At 70.2% G+C, this 13,279-nt stretch carries 12 protein-coding genes, 3 tRNA genes and 1 riboswitch; of the genes, 11 read left to right on the plus strand and 4 right to left on the minus strand.

The annotated features are described in order from the left end of the window. Nucleotides 1-46 precede the first annotated feature (46 nt). The 3 genes from ASG95_RS02375 (at nucleotide 47) to ASG95_RS02385 (ending at nucleotide 1,962) form a co-directional block, all read left to right on the plus strand. The gene (locus ASG95_RS02375) at nucleotides 47-235 is read left to right on the plus strand and encodes a BldC family transcriptional regulator (protein WP_056922026.1); all 189 of its coding nucleotides are present in this window, start codon (nucleotides 47-49) and stop codon (nucleotides 233-235) included. A gap of 85 nt (nucleotides 236-320) precedes the next feature. Next, on the plus strand, nucleotides 321-1,451 hold the full coding sequence (locus tag ASG95_RS02380) for a CaiB/BaiF CoA-transferase family protein (protein WP_057376426.1): 1,131 nt from the start codon (nucleotides 321-323) through the stop codon (nucleotides 1,449-1,451). 121 nt (nucleotides 1,452-1,572) lie between these two features. Then, nucleotides 1,573-1,962: a hypothetical protein gene (locus tag ASG95_RS02385; protein WP_057376427.1), complete on the plus strand. Its 390-nt coding sequence runs from the start codon at nucleotides 1,573-1,575 to the stop codon at nucleotides 1,960-1,962. Nucleotides 1,963-2,122: 160 nt separating this feature from the next. Here ASG95_RS02385 and ASG95_RS02390 read toward each other — a convergent pair whose 3' ends face one another. Beyond that, a complete protein-coding gene (locus ASG95_RS02390; protein WP_057376428.1) occupies nucleotides 2,123-5,413 on the minus strand; it encodes a response regulator in 3,291 nt (1,096 codons plus the stop codon). A gap of 154 nt (nucleotides 5,414-5,567) precedes the next feature. Continuing rightward, nucleotides 5,568-5,644, minus strand: a tRNA-Phe gene (locus ASG95_RS02395). 158 nt (nucleotides 5,645-5,802) lie between these two features. On the opposite strand from ASG95_RS02395, the gene ASG95_RS02400 reads away from it, so the two are divergent. From ASG95_RS02400 to ASG95_RS02430, 8 genes are all read left to right on the plus strand, one after another. Continuing rightward, on the plus strand, nucleotides 5,803-6,729 hold the full coding sequence (locus tag ASG95_RS02400) for an NADP-dependent oxidoreductase (RefSeq protein ID WP_057376429.1): 927 nt from the start codon (nucleotides 5,803-5,805) through the stop codon (nucleotides 6,727-6,729). A gap of 131 nt (nucleotides 6,730-6,860) precedes the next feature. Beyond that, nucleotides 6,861-6,975, plus strand: a riboswitch (SAM riboswitch). A 29-nt stretch (nucleotides 6,976-7,004) separates the two neighbouring features. Next, the gene (locus ASG95_RS22290) at nucleotides 7,005-7,109 is read left to right on the plus strand and encodes a putative leader peptide (RefSeq protein WP_369820349.1); all 105 of its coding nucleotides are present in this window, start codon (nucleotides 7,005-7,007) and stop codon (nucleotides 7,107-7,109) included. 132 nt (nucleotides 7,110-7,241) lie between these two features. After that, complete coding sequence (gene ssuE, locus ASG95_RS02405; RefSeq protein ID WP_057376430.1) at nucleotides 7,242-7,817, plus strand: NADPH-dependent FMN reductase; 576 nt, start codon at nucleotides 7,242-7,244, stop codon at nucleotides 7,815-7,817. Then, nucleotides 7,817-8,863 (plus strand): ABC transporter substrate-binding protein, encoded by a 1,047-nt coding sequence (locus ASG95_RS02410; protein WP_057376431.1) that lies wholly within the window; start codon nucleotides 7,817-7,819, stop codon nucleotides 8,861-8,863. Before ssuE ends, ASG95_RS02410 begins: the two co-directional genes overlap by 1 nt. Further along, nucleotides 8,860-9,705, plus strand: a complete 846-nt coding sequence (locus ASG95_RS02415; protein ID WP_057376432.1) for an ABC transporter ATP-binding protein — start codon at nucleotides 8,860-8,862, stop codon at nucleotides 9,703-9,705. Before ASG95_RS02410 ends, ASG95_RS02415 begins: the two co-directional genes overlap by 4 nt. Beyond that, nucleotides 9,705-10,568, plus strand: a complete 864-nt coding sequence (locus tag ASG95_RS02420) for an ABC transporter permease (RefSeq protein WP_057376433.1) — start codon at nucleotides 9,705-9,707, stop codon at nucleotides 10,566-10,568. The genes ASG95_RS02415 and ASG95_RS02420 overlap by 1 nt, the downstream gene beginning before the upstream one ends. A gap of 50 nt (nucleotides 10,569-10,618) precedes the next feature. After that, complete coding sequence (locus ASG95_RS02425; RefSeq protein ID WP_057376434.1) at nucleotides 10,619-11,992, plus strand: LLM class flavin-dependent oxidoreductase; 1,374 nt, start codon at nucleotides 10,619-10,621, stop codon at nucleotides 11,990-11,992. After that, nucleotides 11,989-12,885 carry a TauD/TfdA family dioxygenase gene (locus ASG95_RS02430; protein ID WP_057376435.1) on the plus strand — a complete coding sequence of 299 codons (897 nt, stop codon included), beginning with the start codon at nucleotides 11,989-11,991 and terminating at the stop codon, nucleotides 12,883-12,885. The genes ASG95_RS02425 and ASG95_RS02430 overlap by 4 nt, the downstream gene beginning before the upstream one ends. A 91-nt stretch (nucleotides 12,886-12,976) precedes the next feature. Here the strand turns inward: ASG95_RS02430 and ASG95_RS02435 are convergent. After that, nucleotides 12,977-13,050 (minus strand) — tRNA-Asp (locus ASG95_RS02435). Nucleotides 13,051-13,070: 20 nt separating this feature from the next. Next, nucleotides 13,071-13,143 (minus strand) — tRNA-Glu (locus ASG95_RS02440). Nucleotides 13,144-13,279: the final 136 nt, after the last annotated feature.

Here is a 13,279-nt window from a genome sequence, read left to right on the forward strand (position 1 = left end):
GCTTGTCCGATTATTGGAGGACGTCCCCTGCACTAGGAGTTATGTCATGGTTACTCGCACCACTGAGGTCGAGAAGTTGCTCACCCCCGCGGAGGTGGCATCCCTGTTCCGGGTCGATCCCAAGACGGTGACGCGTTGGGCGAAGGCAGGGAAGCTCAACTCCATCCGCACCCTCGGCGGCCACCGCCGCTACCGCGAAGTCGAGGTTCGCGCACTGCTCTCAGACGTCCTCTGACCGAGGGGGCGCGTCGGGAGCAGGGCCCGGCGCGCAGCCTCGTCCAGTGAGCTCACCTCGGGTGAGCGACGGTACGGTCGGTCCCATGGATTCGAGGGCCGACTCGTCGCGCCGTCCAGGCCCTCTCGCAGGGGTTCGTGTCGTCGAGGTCGGCGGCATCGGTCCGGGGCCGTTCGCGGCGATGATGCTGTCCGACCTGGGTGCCGATGTCGTGCGTGTCGACCGGCCCGGGGAGGACCTGCGACCCACCCATGCCGTGCTGCTCAGGGGCCGGCAGTCGGTCGTGGCCGACCTCAAGTCCCCCGACGGCCTGGCCGTGGTGCTCGCGCTGGTCGACCGCGCGGACATCCTCATCGAGGGCTTCCGCCCCGGAGTGGCCGAGCGCCTCGGCTTCGGGCCCTCCGTCGCGCTCGAGCGCAACCCCGGGCTGGTCTACGGCCGGATGACCGGGTGGGGCCAGGACGGCCCGTATGCCGCGCTGGCCGGCCACGACCTCACCTACCTCGCGGTCGCGGGGGTGCTCGACGCCTTCGCCGGCGCCGACGGGCGACCCGTCCCCCCGCTCAACCTGCTCGGCGACTTCGGCGGCGGCGGCATGCTGCTGGCGCTGGGGGTCGTCTCCGCGCTGTGGCACGCCCGCGAGTCGGGGCAGGGCCAGGTCGTCGACGCGGCGATCGTCGACGGGGTGGCCGCGATGACGGCGATGCACCAGTCGATGCTGGGGTCGGGGCTGTGGCCGGCGGCGCGCGGCGCCAACCTGTTCGACGGGGGTGCTCCGTTCTACCGCTGCTACCGCACCGCCGACGACCGCTGGCTCGCGGTCGGGGCGATCGAGCCGGTCTTCTACGACCGGTTCCTGGGTGGACTGGGCGTGGATCCTGCCGAGGTCGGCGCGGCCCAGCTCGAGGCCGAGCAGTGGCCCCGGGTGGCGGCGCTGTTCGCCGACCGCATCGCGACGAAGCCGCTCGCCGAGTGGGTGGCCGTCTTCGCGGATCTCGATGCGTGCGTGGCACCGGTGCTCACGGTGGTGGAGGCCCGCAGCGACCCGCACCTGTCCGCGAGGGGTGTGTATGCCGCCGTCCCCGACTCCCCGGACCTGGTCCAACCGGCCCCCGCCCCCCGGTTTTCGGCCACTCCCACCACGGCAGACACACCCGCCCCAGAACCAGGGGCTCATACCGACGTCGTAGCGCGCAAGCTGGGCTTGACACGTTAGGGGGAGGCACTGTCCGCCGAACGGAGGAGACAATGGTCAAGGGATGGCAAAAAAATGGTTCCGGGGGTCGATTTCGCGCTTCTATCAGGGGGTAGCCCTCACAACCCCCATTGGAGCCATCGTGATCAACAGCCTCGGCACTTTCCTCCAGGAGCAGCTCCGCGTCCTCGGATGGAGCCGCGCGACGCTCGCCACGCGGACGGGCCTGGACGAGTGGACGCTCGAGGGAATCCTCGACTCCCCGGTCCTCCCGGAGTGGCCGCAGCCTGACGACATGCTGGCTCTGTCCCGCGCCCTGTGCGTCTCCGTGCGCGAGATCGCCCTGCGCGCCGCGGAGGGCTCCGGCCTCTCGGTCATGGGTGGCATCGACCACGACGAGGCCCTGATGCTGGCCACCAACGACGAGCTGATGCGCGAGGTGCGACGCCGCCTGGCGCTCGGCGCCCGCACCGGCCAGTACCTCACCAGCGCCGGCCAGCAGGTGAATGCGGACACCCCGCAGTCGGCTTGAGAAACGTCGGGTCGCCAACCCCCAAGGTGATCCGTCGATGCAGGACCCAGACCCGCCCATGAGCCAGACGGGAACCTGGCAGCACGAGTAAGTCCCTTTCAACGAAGCCGCCGGTCACTCCCCCTGTGACCGGCGGCTTCGTCCTGTCGGTGGGGAACCCTCAGGACTGGCGGCGCAGGACCACGGCGAACGACTCGAGCGCCTTCACCGCGGCATCGAGGGCACGCTCGACGCCCACGAGAGCCGGCTGCTCGACCAAGACACCGTCCTCGCCGAGGTCCTCGACCTCCTTGCAGAGCTCGGCGAGCCGCGTGGCGCCGAGGTTGGCCGCGCTCCCCTTGAGGGCGTGCGCGAACCGACCGAGCTCGTGGGGGGCCTCTGCCTCACGGGCCTCACGCATCCCGGCGAGGGTGGCTCGGGCGTTGGGCCCGAACCGGTCGATGAACCGCAGCAGCATCGAGGGGTCGCCGGGGTCGAGGTCGAGGAGCTCCTCCAGCCTGGCGACGTCGAGCACCGTCGTGTCGGCCAGCGACGCGAGCCGACGGCTGTCGGGCGCCTGGTCGTCGACCACGGTCTCGCCCGAGGCCGGCACCCAGCGGTCGAGCGCCTCGCGCAGCAGGGTCACGTCCACCGGCTTGGTGAGGAAGTCGTCCATGCCCGACTCGAGGCACCGCTCGCGCTCGCCGGCGATCGCCGCTGCCGTCATGGCGATGATGGGGGTGCGGTACTGGTCGTCCTCGAACGACCGGATCATCCGAGTTGCGTCGTAGCCGTCCATCTGCGGCATCTGGCAGTCCATCAGCACGGCGTCGAAGGTGCCGTCGGCGGACTGGAAGGCGTAGTAGCCGGCCAACCCGTTCTCGGCGACGGTCACGGCATACCCGAGGCTCTCGAGGATGCCGACGGCGACCAGCTGGTTGACCTCGTTGTCCTCGACGACGAGGACGTGGCCCCGCGAGCCGCTGGCCGGCCGGCCAGCGGAACGCCCGGCCGCGCCCTCGGCCTCCTCGTCGGGGCCGAGCGTCCCGGCGCGGTCGCCGGCCACGTCGGCCAGGGTGTCGAGGAGGCTGGACGGCAGGACGGGCTTGGTCAGCGACACGTCGATGCCCGCCGACGACAGCACGTCGGGGTCGAGGTCCATCGCCGAGGTCAGCAGGACGATCCGGGTCTCGGCGAAGCGGCCGTCTCCCCTGACCATCCGGGCGAACTGCTCCCCGTTGACGCCGGGCATGACGTAGTCGAGCAGCACGATGTCGAAGGGCACGTTGCGACGGTGGGCGTCGTCGAGCAGGCCGAGGCCCTCGACGCCTGAGGCGGCGATGGCGGCCTCGATGGACCACCCGGCCAGCTGCTCCTCGAGGATGAAGCGGTTGGTCTCGTTGTCGTCGACGACGAGGACCCGCAGTCCCGCGACGTCGGGGAGCGGCGGCCGGCTCTCGTCGAGCTCCTCGGCCGGCGCGAATCGCGCCGTGAACCAGAATGTGCTGCCGTAGCCGGACTCGCTGTTGACCCCGATCTCGCCGTTCATCTGCTCGACGATCTGGCGACTGATGGCCAGCCCGAGGCCGGTCCCGCCGTACTCGCGGGTGGTGGAGCTGTCGCCCTGGGAGAACGCCGTGAAGAGACGCTCCTTGACCTCCGGGGTCATGCCGCTGCCGGTGTCGCTGACCTCGACCCGGATCACCGTGCTGCCGTCCTCGTGGGTGGACTCCACGCTGGCCCGCACGACGACCTCGCCGCTGGAGGTGAACTTCACGGCGTTGGAGGTCAGGTTCGAGATGACCTGGCCGAAGCGGACGGGGTCGCCACAGACCGCGTGCGGCACGTCGGGCAGGCAGGTCACGGCGAGCTCGAGGTCCTTGGCGCGGGCCCGCTCGGCCATCAGCGTGGTGCTCTGCTCGACGATGGCCCGGGGGTCGAAGTCGACCGCCTCGAGCTCGAGCCGCCCGGCTTCGATCTTGGACAGGTCGAGGATGTCGTTGACGAGCGCGAGCAGGGCGCGACCGGCGCCGTCGATCCCGTCGGCGAGCCGGCGCTGGTGGGTGGTCAGCTCGGTGCGCCCCAGGAGCTCGGACAGGCCGATCACGCCGTTGAGCGGGGTGCGGATCTCGTGGCTCATCGTCGCGAGGAACTCGGACTTGGCGAGCGACGCGCTCTCCGCGTTGTCGCGCGCCTGCCGGAGCTTCTCGGCGGCCAGCTCGCGCTCCGCGACCCGCGCGAAGATCGAGGTCGCCCGGGCGACGGTGAGGCCGTCGGTCTCGGTCGGGGGAGTGTTGGCGCGGGTGTCCATGACGATGACGCAGGCGGCCCGGCCCTCGGCCACGACGGGCGCCGCCACGAGGCTCGTGCCCTCGGTCGTGAGCGAGGCGTGGGGGGAGCGCGAGCGGACCGCTTCGTGGGCCAGTCGTTGGGCCTCCACGAGGTCCTCGTCCGGGACCGGGCGCGTGTCCGCGAGGACCGGGACCAGGTTGTCGTCCGCGTCCACGACCCAGGCGGCCACCGACTGCCACCCGGTGTGGGTCGTCACCAGCCCGACGATCTGCGGGATCACCTCGGCGAGCGTGGTGGCCTCGTTGGCGGCGGTGGCCATCGCGGTCAACAGCGCCAGGGCCTGCTCGGCGTCCTTGGTGTCGGTGATGTCCTGCGACGTGCCGCCCATGCGGATGACCGCGCCGGTTTCGTCGGTGCCGACCTGGCCGCGGCCCCTGATCCACGCGATCGAGCCGTCTCCCCGGAAGATCCGGGCGTCGAACTCGAACTGGCCATCCCCCTCCAGAGCCCCTTGGACCGCGTTGGCTGCCACGTCGCGGTCATCAGGGTGCATCCGGTCGAGGAAACCCTGGTAGTTGGGCACAAAGCTCTCGTCGGGGGTGACGCCGTAGATCCGGTAGAGCTCGTCCGACCAGGTGACGACGTCGTTGACGACGTCCCACTCCCAGCTGCCGATCTTGGCGATCCGCTGGGCTTCGGCGAGCTGGGTCTCGCGGCGCTGGAGGGTGTCGATGAGGCGACGCTGGTGGCTGTACTCCGTCACCCGGTGCAGCCACCCGACGTGGTGGCCGTCGTCGTCGTTGATGGGGGTGTGGCTGACCAGGGCCCAGAACCGCTCGCCGTCCTTGCGCAGCAGGCTGCACTCGAGGTTGCTGCCGCTCTCGCGGCTGGTCTCCAGGTCCTTCAGGTGGTGCTCGAACTGTGCCTGGCCCTCCTCGTCGAGGGTCTCGAACACCGACAGCCCCGGCATCTCCTCGGGGGAGCGACCGAGCATCGCCGCCATGCGGGCGTTGGCCAGCACGGTGTGACCTTCGTCGTCGAAGACCCAGAGGCCGTCCGGCGACGCCTCGACGAGCCATCGGCTGAGGTCGCCGAGGCTGCTGACGTGGCGGAGGTCCCGGAGGTCTCCGATATCGGCGCCGGGGGACGCGCCGAGGTGGCCGAGCTGTGGATCCTGCACACAGCGAGTTTGCTGCATCTGCCTGTGGAAACCCACTCGAACACTCGATTCGCCCTACATGGGGCTCATCGCGCCAGCGCGTCCGGCGTCCGTTCGGGGCCGTGGGCACACAGAGAAGCCGCAGTGCCAGCGATGTGCTGACCTGCGGCTTCGGTGGTGGCCAGGGGCGGGGTCGAACCGCCGACCTTCCGATTTTCAGTCGGACGCTCGTACCAACTGAGCTACCTGGCCGTGTCGCACGTCCGTGGCGGCGGACATGCGATCGCGGCGGCCTCGTGCCGAAGCCCGGGTGACCGTCGCGACTGCAGGATCATAGCCGATCGCCCGGGCTAACTCACACCCGGGTGCATTCGCGGAATACCCGCGTGTGCAACGAAGTTGCGCTGGGCATGAAGGCAATCACCTACGCCGAGTACGGCGACCCCGACACCCTCCAGCTCACCGATGTGCCCGACCCCAAGGTCGGTCCGGGTGAGGTGCTGATCCGTGTCCGCAGCGCGAGCGTAAACCCCGTCGACTGGAAGGTGGCCAAGGGTTACCTCGACGGACTCCTGGTCGTGAGCTTCCCCGCGATCCCCGGCTGGGACGTCGCCGGAGTCGTCGAGGCCGTGGGTCTCGACACCCCCGAGTGGTCCGTCGGTGACGAGGTGATCGCCTACGCCCGCAAGGACTGGGTGCAGGGCGGCACGTTCGCCGAGCTCGTCACCGCACCGGTGCGCACCGTCGCCCGCAAGCCGAAGTCACTCGACTGGCACCAGGCCGCCGGGCTCCCGCTCGCCGGCCTCACGGCATACCAGCTGCTGGCGCGGTTGGGGCTCAGGGAAGGCGAGACCGTGCTGGTCCACGCCGCCGCAGGCGGTGTCGGCCTGTTCGCGGTCCAGATCGCCCGCGCGCTCGGTGCGCGCGTCATCGGCACCGCCTCCGAGGGCAACCACGAGTTCCTTCGTGGGCTCGGTGTCGAGCCCGTGTCGTATGCCGATGGGCTGGCCGAGCGGGTCCGTGAGCTGGCGCCCGACGGCGTGGACGTCGTGGCCGACTTCGTCGGCGGCGTGCTGGAGACCACCCAGGCGGTCCTCAAAGACGGTGGCCGACACGGGTCCATCGCCGACGGGACCGTGGCCGAGGCCGGTGGCATCTCCGCGTGGGTGCGGCCGAACGCCGAGGACCTGACCGCGCTGGGCGACCTCGCCGACGACGGCAAGCTGACCGTGCCCGTGGCGGAGGTGTTCCAGCTGGCCGATACGCCGAAGGCCTTCGAGCTGAGCCAGACCGGTCACGTGCGCGGCAAGATCGCCATCGAGGTCAGCACTGCCTGAGCTCGGCCGAGACTTCGAAAAGGGCGTCCACGCATGCGATTTCGTGCGTGGACGCCCTTCGTCGTCCCAGCATGCGAGAGCAATATCCTACTTATTTGATAGGTAATACCTGAGGGGCTACCTTCATCTCAGGTCACGAGTTCCAGCGCACAGCCCCGGCTTGCTGGACGGCAACCCTCCCACTCGCGGCGGGGTGCTCCGGGTGAGGACCTGGCGACAATCGCACGGTTGTCGCAAGCGCGCGGCTCTCGGGCCTCCACGAGGACGGAAAACCCATGAAGGACAACGGATCCAGGCAGCGAGCCGATCGCTCCTGCCACCGTGTCCTGCGCAGGCACGTCGACCTGCTCAGGGTCTCCAGCGCGCTCTGTCACCACTGACGCGTCTCCTCGACTCTCGGCGCCCGTCGTTGCATCCAGACGACGGCCTCTGACGAATCCTGCTCTCCCGCAACGGTTCTGCGCATCCCGCCGCAGGACCGGTGATGACCTATGCCCGAAAGGACCTGTCCCATGGCTGTCATAGCCACCATCTCCAGCAGTCCCAACCGAACGTCCAAGACCGACGCCGTCCTCACCGACATCGCCCGCCAGCTGCAGCGAGCGGGCCACGTCGTCGTCCCGGTCGTCCTGCGCGACCTCCCCGCCGAGCCGCTCCTGCGCGGCAACGCCCACGACCCCGACATCGCCCGCGCCGTCGCGGCCCTCGAGGCGGCCGACGCGGTCGTGGTCTCGACCCCGGTCTACAAGGCGGCCTATGGCGGTCTCCTCAAGACCTTCCTCGACCTCCTCCCGCAGTTCGCCCTGCGCGGCAAGGTGGTCCTGCCCGTGGCGACCGGTGGCACCCCGGCGCATGTGCTCGTCGTCGACTACGCCCTGCGCCCCGTGCTGGCGAGCCTGGCTCCGAGCAGCATCACCCCCGGCTGGTTCGTCCTCGCGGACCACGTCACCCTGGTGGAGGGCGGCGAGGTGCTCATCGACGAGGTGGCCCACCGTCCGCTTCGCGAGGTGACCGCCGTCTTCCTCGACACGGTGGCCGGCCGTTCGCTCGTCGCCGCAGGTGCCGAGCCGCGTGAGGCGGTGGCCTGATGCGCACCACATATCGTTCCTCCCTCCCGCACCGCCCGCTCGTGGCGTTGGCGTCCGGAGTCCTGCCGCTCACCCTCGTGGGGGCCTGCGCGCTGCCCTCGAGCGAGGCGAGCACCGAGAGCAAGGGCCCGGTGACCGTGCGATACCAGGGCTCGGCCAACGCGGTCGGGCTGCAGGAGCTCGCGGCCGACCTCGGCTACTTCCCGACCATCAGGCTCAAGTGGGTCGGCAACACCACCAGCGGTCCCCAGGACATCCAGTCGGCAGCGACCGGCCAGACCGACGTCGGCGGTGCCTTCTCCGGCGCGGTCGTCAAGCTCATCAAGGCCGGGGCGCCGGTCAAGGCCGTCGTGAACTACTACGGCGAGGACGCCAAGTCCTTCAACGGCTTCTACGTCAAGGAGGACAGCCCGATCCGCACCCCGCGGGACCTGATCGGCAAGAAGATCGCGGTCAACACCCTCGGCGCGCATGCCGAGGCAGTGATTGACACCTACCTGAAGAAGAACGGGCTGACGCCACAGGAGATCGACCGCGTCCAGCTCGTGCCGCTGCCGCCCAACGACACCGAGCTGGCCGTCCGGCGGGGGCAGGTCGACGTGGGCACGCTCTCCGGGGTCCTCCAGGACCACGCCATCGCCACGGGCGGGCTGCGCTCGCTCTTCAGCGACTACGCCCTCTTCGGCGCCTTCAACGGCGGGCAGTACGTGCTTCGTGACGACTTCATCGCGAAGCACCCTGCCGCCGCCAAGGAGTTCGTCACCGGGGTCGCGAAGGCGATCGAGTGGGAGCGCAGCACCCCTCGCGCGGAGGTCATCGCCCGGTTCACGAGCATCATCGAGAAGCGTGCACGCAACGAGAAGACCGACAACCTCAAGTACTGGAAGAGCGTAGGGATCCCCAGCAAGGGCGGCGTGATCAGCGACGAGGACTTCACCCGCTGGGAGCCGTGGCTGGTCGACAGCGGCATCCTCACCGCGGGTGAGCTGCAGCCGAGCAAGCTCTACACCAACGAGTTCAACGAGCTCGCCCAGGACGCGTCATGAGCGCGCACATCGAGCTCAGGGGGGTGAGCAAGGAGTTCGCGCTGCGGCCCACCCGCGACCAACCGCAGGCGCGCACCCTCGTGGCCCTCGAGGACGTCTCGCTGGAGGTGCCGCGCGGTGAGTTCCTGACCCTGGTCGGCCCGAGCGGCTCCGGGAAGACCACTCTCCTGGACCTCCTCGGAGGGCTCAGCCGGCCGTCCCGGGGGAGCGTCCTCGTCGACGGCGAGGAGGTGACCGGTCCCGGGCTGGACCGCGGGATCGTCTTCCAGCAGTACGCGCTCTTCCCCTGGCGCACGACCCTGGCCAATGTCACCTTCGGTCTCGAGCAGCAGGGGCTCGGCCGCGGCGAGCGGGTCGAGCGAGCCCGCGAGAACCTCGCGTTGGTCGGCCTCGAAGGCTTCGAGGACCGCTACCCGCACGAGCTCTCCGGGGGCATGAAGCAACGGGTGGCCATCGCCCGAAGCCTCGCCTACCGGCCCGGGATCCTGCTCATGGACGAGCCGTTCGCAGCCCTGGACGCCCAGACCCGCGAGCAGCTGCAGGACGAGCTCCTGCGGATCTGGCGGCCCACGGGCACCACGGTCGTCTTCATCACGCACGGCATCGAGGAAGCGGTCTACCTCGGGCAGCGGGTCGCAGTGCTGAGCTCGCGCCCCGGACGCCTGAAGGCGTTGGTCGACATCGACCTCGGGGACCGTGCGGCGACCACCGACCTGCGCTCCGACCCCCGCTTCGTCCACTACCGGCACGAGGTCTGGGAGCTCCTGCACGACGAGGTGCGGCGCGCGCAGGACGCCGGCCACCTCAAGATCCAGCCAGACGGCACAGAAAGGGCAGCGTGATGAGCACTGCGATCCTGGAAGCAGAAGCCCCGCAAGCGGTGACGGTCGCGCCGACCGCCCCCGCGCGGCATACCAGGGGGCATGGCCTGACGCGCAGCGTCGGCAGGCTCGTCCGCCGCTCGGCGGCCGTGGTCCTGTTCCTGCTGTTGTGGGAGTTCGGCACCCAGTACCTGCTCGACCCCGCCCGCAAGGTCTTCCTGCCGCCACTGCACGAGGTCCTGCGGGCCTGGTGGGGGCTGGCTGAGAGCGGGCAGCTCCAGCAGCACGTGGCGGCCAGCCTGACCCGGTCGGCGGTGGGGTTCAGCCTCGCCGTGGTGGCGGGGATCGCCCTCGGGCTGGTGGTCGCCTGGTACGACGGCCTGCGGGAGTTCCTCACCCCGCTGCTCGAGGCGTTCCGCAACACCGCGGCGCTCGCCCTCCTGCCGGTCTTCGTGCTGCTCCTCGGCATCGGCGAGACCAGCAAGATCTCGATCGTCGCCTACGCCAGCTTCTTCCCGGTCCTGCTCAACACGATCGCCGGCGTGCGGACCGTCGACCCGCTCCTGGTGAGGGCAGCTCGGTCGCTCGGACTGGGCAGCCTCGCGTTGTTCCAGAAGGTCGTGCTGCCGTCGGCGGTGCCGACGATCTTCACCGGCGTGCGGATGGCTGGCACGTCGTCGATCCTCGTGCTCATCGCGGCCGAGATGGTCGGGGCGAAGGCGGGGCTCGGCTACCTCATCGTCAACGCCCAGAGCAGCTTCCAGATCCCGGACATGTATGCCGGCATCCTCACCGTCTCGGTGTTCGGCCTCCTCGTGAACACGGTCCTGGTGCGGCTGGAGCGGCACTTCTCCCGGTGGCGCGTCGCGGCCGCGGCTCGCTAAGACCCGGCCGCCACCGTCCACTCGAAACTCCTCGAAAGGTAACCAGATCCATGTCTCCGACACCTGGGGCACGACCCCGCCGAGAGCTCCACCTCAACGCCTTCCTGATGTCCACCGGACACCACGAGGCGGCCTGGCGTCACCCTGACGTCGAGCCGGCCCGGGCGTTGACCCTCCAGCACTACGTCGACATCGCCCGGACCGCCGAGCGGGGCCGGCTCGACTCGGTGTTCTTCGCCGACAGCGTGGCCCTGCACGGCAAGGTGCGACACAACACGCACAGCGCCTTCGAGCCACTCACCCTGCTGGCCGCGCTCGCCGCGTCGACCAGCCACGTGGGGCTGATCGCCACGGCGTCGACGACCTACAACCACCCCTACACGCTGGCCCGCGCGTTCGCCTCGCTCGACCACCTCAGCGGCGGTCGGGCCGGATGGAACATCGTGACCAGCGCCGGGCAGGACGAGGCCCGCAACTTCGGTCTCACCGACCGGCCCGACCACGCAGCGAGGTATGCGCGGGCAACCGAGTTCGTGCAGCTCGCGCAGGCGCTCTGGGACTCGTTCGACGACGAGGCGGTGATCGCCGACCAGGCCTCGGGGGTCTATGCCGACACCGAGCTGATCACACCGGTCGACCACCGCGGCGAGCACTACGAGGTGCGCGGGCCGCTCAACATCCGCCGTCCGGTCCAGGGCTACCCGCTGCTCGTGCAGGCCGGGTCGAGTGAGTCGGGCAAGGAGTACGCCGCCCGCTTCGCCGAGGCGGTGTTCACCGCCCAGCAGACGCTCGGGGAGGCGCAGGACTTCTACGCTGACCTCAAGGGACGCCTCGGCGTGCACGGACGACGGCCCGAGGACCTGCTGATCCTCCCCGGGATCAGCCCGGTGATCGGCCGCTCCGAGGAGGAGGCGAAGGCCAAGGAGGCCGAGCTCAACGCCCTGATCAACCCGGCCTACGGGCTGGCGCAGCTGTCGGCCATGCTCGACCACGAGCTGACCGACGCAGATCTCGATGGGCTGCTGCCCCCGGTCGACGCCGGCACCGAGGGCAACCAGAGCCGCAAGCAGCTGGTCCTCGACCTCTCCGCCCGCGAGGGCCTCACGGTGCGCCAGCTGATCGAGCGGCTGGCGGGTGGACGCGGGCACCGGGTGTTCGCCGGCACCGCCACCCAGGTGGCCGACCAGATCCAGGAGTGGTTCGAGCAGGGGGCCGCCGACGGCTTCAACGTGATGCCCCCGACCCTGCCTGGCGGGCTCGACGACTTCGTCGACCTCGTGGTGCCCGAACTGCAGCGGCGCGGGTTGTTCCGCACCGAGTACACGGGCCAGACCCTGCGCGACCACTACGGACTGGCCCGCCCGGCAAACCCCAACACCCAGCACCACCCCTCGCACGCCGACACGAAGGAGAACGCCGCATGACCGCCATCGCCACCGACCGGGACGTCCGCAAGCTCACGGGGCGCATCGGCGCCGAGATCATCGGGGTCGACCCCGCTGCCGAGCTGGACGCCGAGACGGTCGAGTTCCTCAACCAGGCCCTGCTCGAGCACAAGGCGCTCGTCTTCCGGGGTGTGCCGCTCACGGACAAGCAGCAGGAGCGGTTCGCCGCGCGGTTCGGTGAGCTCACCACTGCCCATCCCACGGTCGCGTCCGCTCCCGGCGCCCCGCGCGTGCTGCCGGTCGACAGCGAGAAGGGCGTCGCCAACCACTGGCACACCGACGTCACCTTCGTGCAGGCCCCACCGAAGGCCACGACCCTGTCGAGCAAGGTCGTGCCGCCGCACGGCGGCGAGACGCTCATCGCCAACACCGGTGCCGCCTACCGCGACCTGCCGGAGCCGCTCCGGCTGCTGGCGGACTCGCTCTGGGCGATCCACACCAACGACTACGACTACGCCCAGCCCGAGGAGTCCCTCGACGAGCAGACCAGGCAGAACCGGGAGGAGTTCACCTCGCTCGCCTTCCGCACCGCCCACCCCGTGGTGCGCGTCCACCCGGAGTCGGGGGAGAAGGGTCTCTACCTGGGCGGCTTCGCCCAGCGGCTGGTCGGGTTGTCGGTGTCCGAGAGCCGGGACCTGATCCGGTTGTTCCAGTCCTACGTGAGCCGACCTGAGAACGTCGTCCGAGTGGCGTGGGAGCCCGACCAGCTGGTCATCTTCGACAACCGGATCACCCAGCACTACGCGATCGACAACTACGACCGCCTTCCGCGCCAGCTCCACCGCGTGACCGTGGCCGGTGACGTGCCGGTCGGCCTGACCGGGGAGCGCAGCCGCGTGATCGAGGGCGATGCCTCGCACTACACCGGCTGACTTCCGGAGACGCGGGGGCTGAGCCCGGACCCGCACCGAACCAGGGAGATGCCGAAGGGCCCGCACTCTCGTGCGGGCCCTTCGTGTGGGGCGACCCCGACCGGGCTCGAACCGGCGACCTCCGCCGTGACAGGGCGGCGCGCTAACCAACTGCGCTACGGGGCCTTGGTGGTGCTGGTGATGCGTATCCCCAACGGGATTCGAACCCGTGCTACCGCCGTGAAAGGGCGGGGTCCTAGGCCGCTAGACGATGGGGACCAGTTCAACGGCCCCCCGCCGTTTAGCGCCAGGCGCGGATCCGTCGAGGACTCGCGAAAGCATAAGGGCAGACCGCCCGGATAACCAAAACGGGTCCGTGGGCGCCGCGGGCCGTGCGGCCGCGCCCCGCCTGCCC

The organism is Phycicoccus sp. Soil803 (assembly GCF_001429685.1).
Taxonomy (GTDB): Bacteria; Actinomycetota; Actinomycetes; order Actinomycetales; family Dermatophilaceae; genus Pedococcus.

Bases quoted from the DNA above. Each gene is read 5' to 3' on its own strand.
- ssuE (WP_057376430.1), top strand. From the start codon at position 7,242: ATGGCTGTCATAGCCACCATCTCCAGCAGTCCCAACCGAACGTCCAAG.
- ASG95_RS02400 (WP_057376429.1), top strand. From the start codon at position 5,803: ATGAAGGCAATCACCTACGCCGAGTACGGCGACCCCGACACCCTCCAG.
- ASG95_RS02410 (WP_057376431.1), top strand. From the start codon at position 7,817: ATGCGCACCACATATCGTTCCTCCCTCCCGCACCGCCCGCTCGTGGCG.
- ASG95_RS22290 (WP_369820349.1), top strand. From the start codon at position 7,005: ATGAAGGACAACGGATCCAGGCAGCGAGCCGATCGCTCCTGCCACCGT.
- ASG95_RS02425 (WP_057376434.1), top strand. From the start codon at position 10,619: ATGTCTCCGACACCTGGGGCACGACCCCGCCGAGAGCTCCACCTCAAC.
- ASG95_RS02375 (WP_056922026.1), top strand. From the start codon at position 47: ATGGTTACTCGCACCACTGAGGTCGAGAAGTTGCTCACCCCCGCGGAG.
- ASG95_RS02380 (WP_057376426.1), top strand. From the start codon at position 321: ATGGATTCGAGGGCCGACTCGTCGCGCCGTCCAGGCCCTCTCGCAGGG.
- ASG95_RS02420 (WP_057376433.1), top strand. From the start codon at position 9,705: ATGAGCACTGCGATCCTGGAAGCAGAAGCCCCGCAAGCGGTGACGGTC.
- ASG95_RS02415 (WP_057376432.1), top strand. From the start codon at position 8,860: ATGAGCGCGCACATCGAGCTCAGGGGGGTGAGCAAGGAGTTCGCGCTG.
- ASG95_RS02430 (WP_057376435.1), top strand. From the start codon at position 11,989: ATGACCGCCATCGCCACCGACCGGGACGTCCGCAAGCTCACGGGGCGC.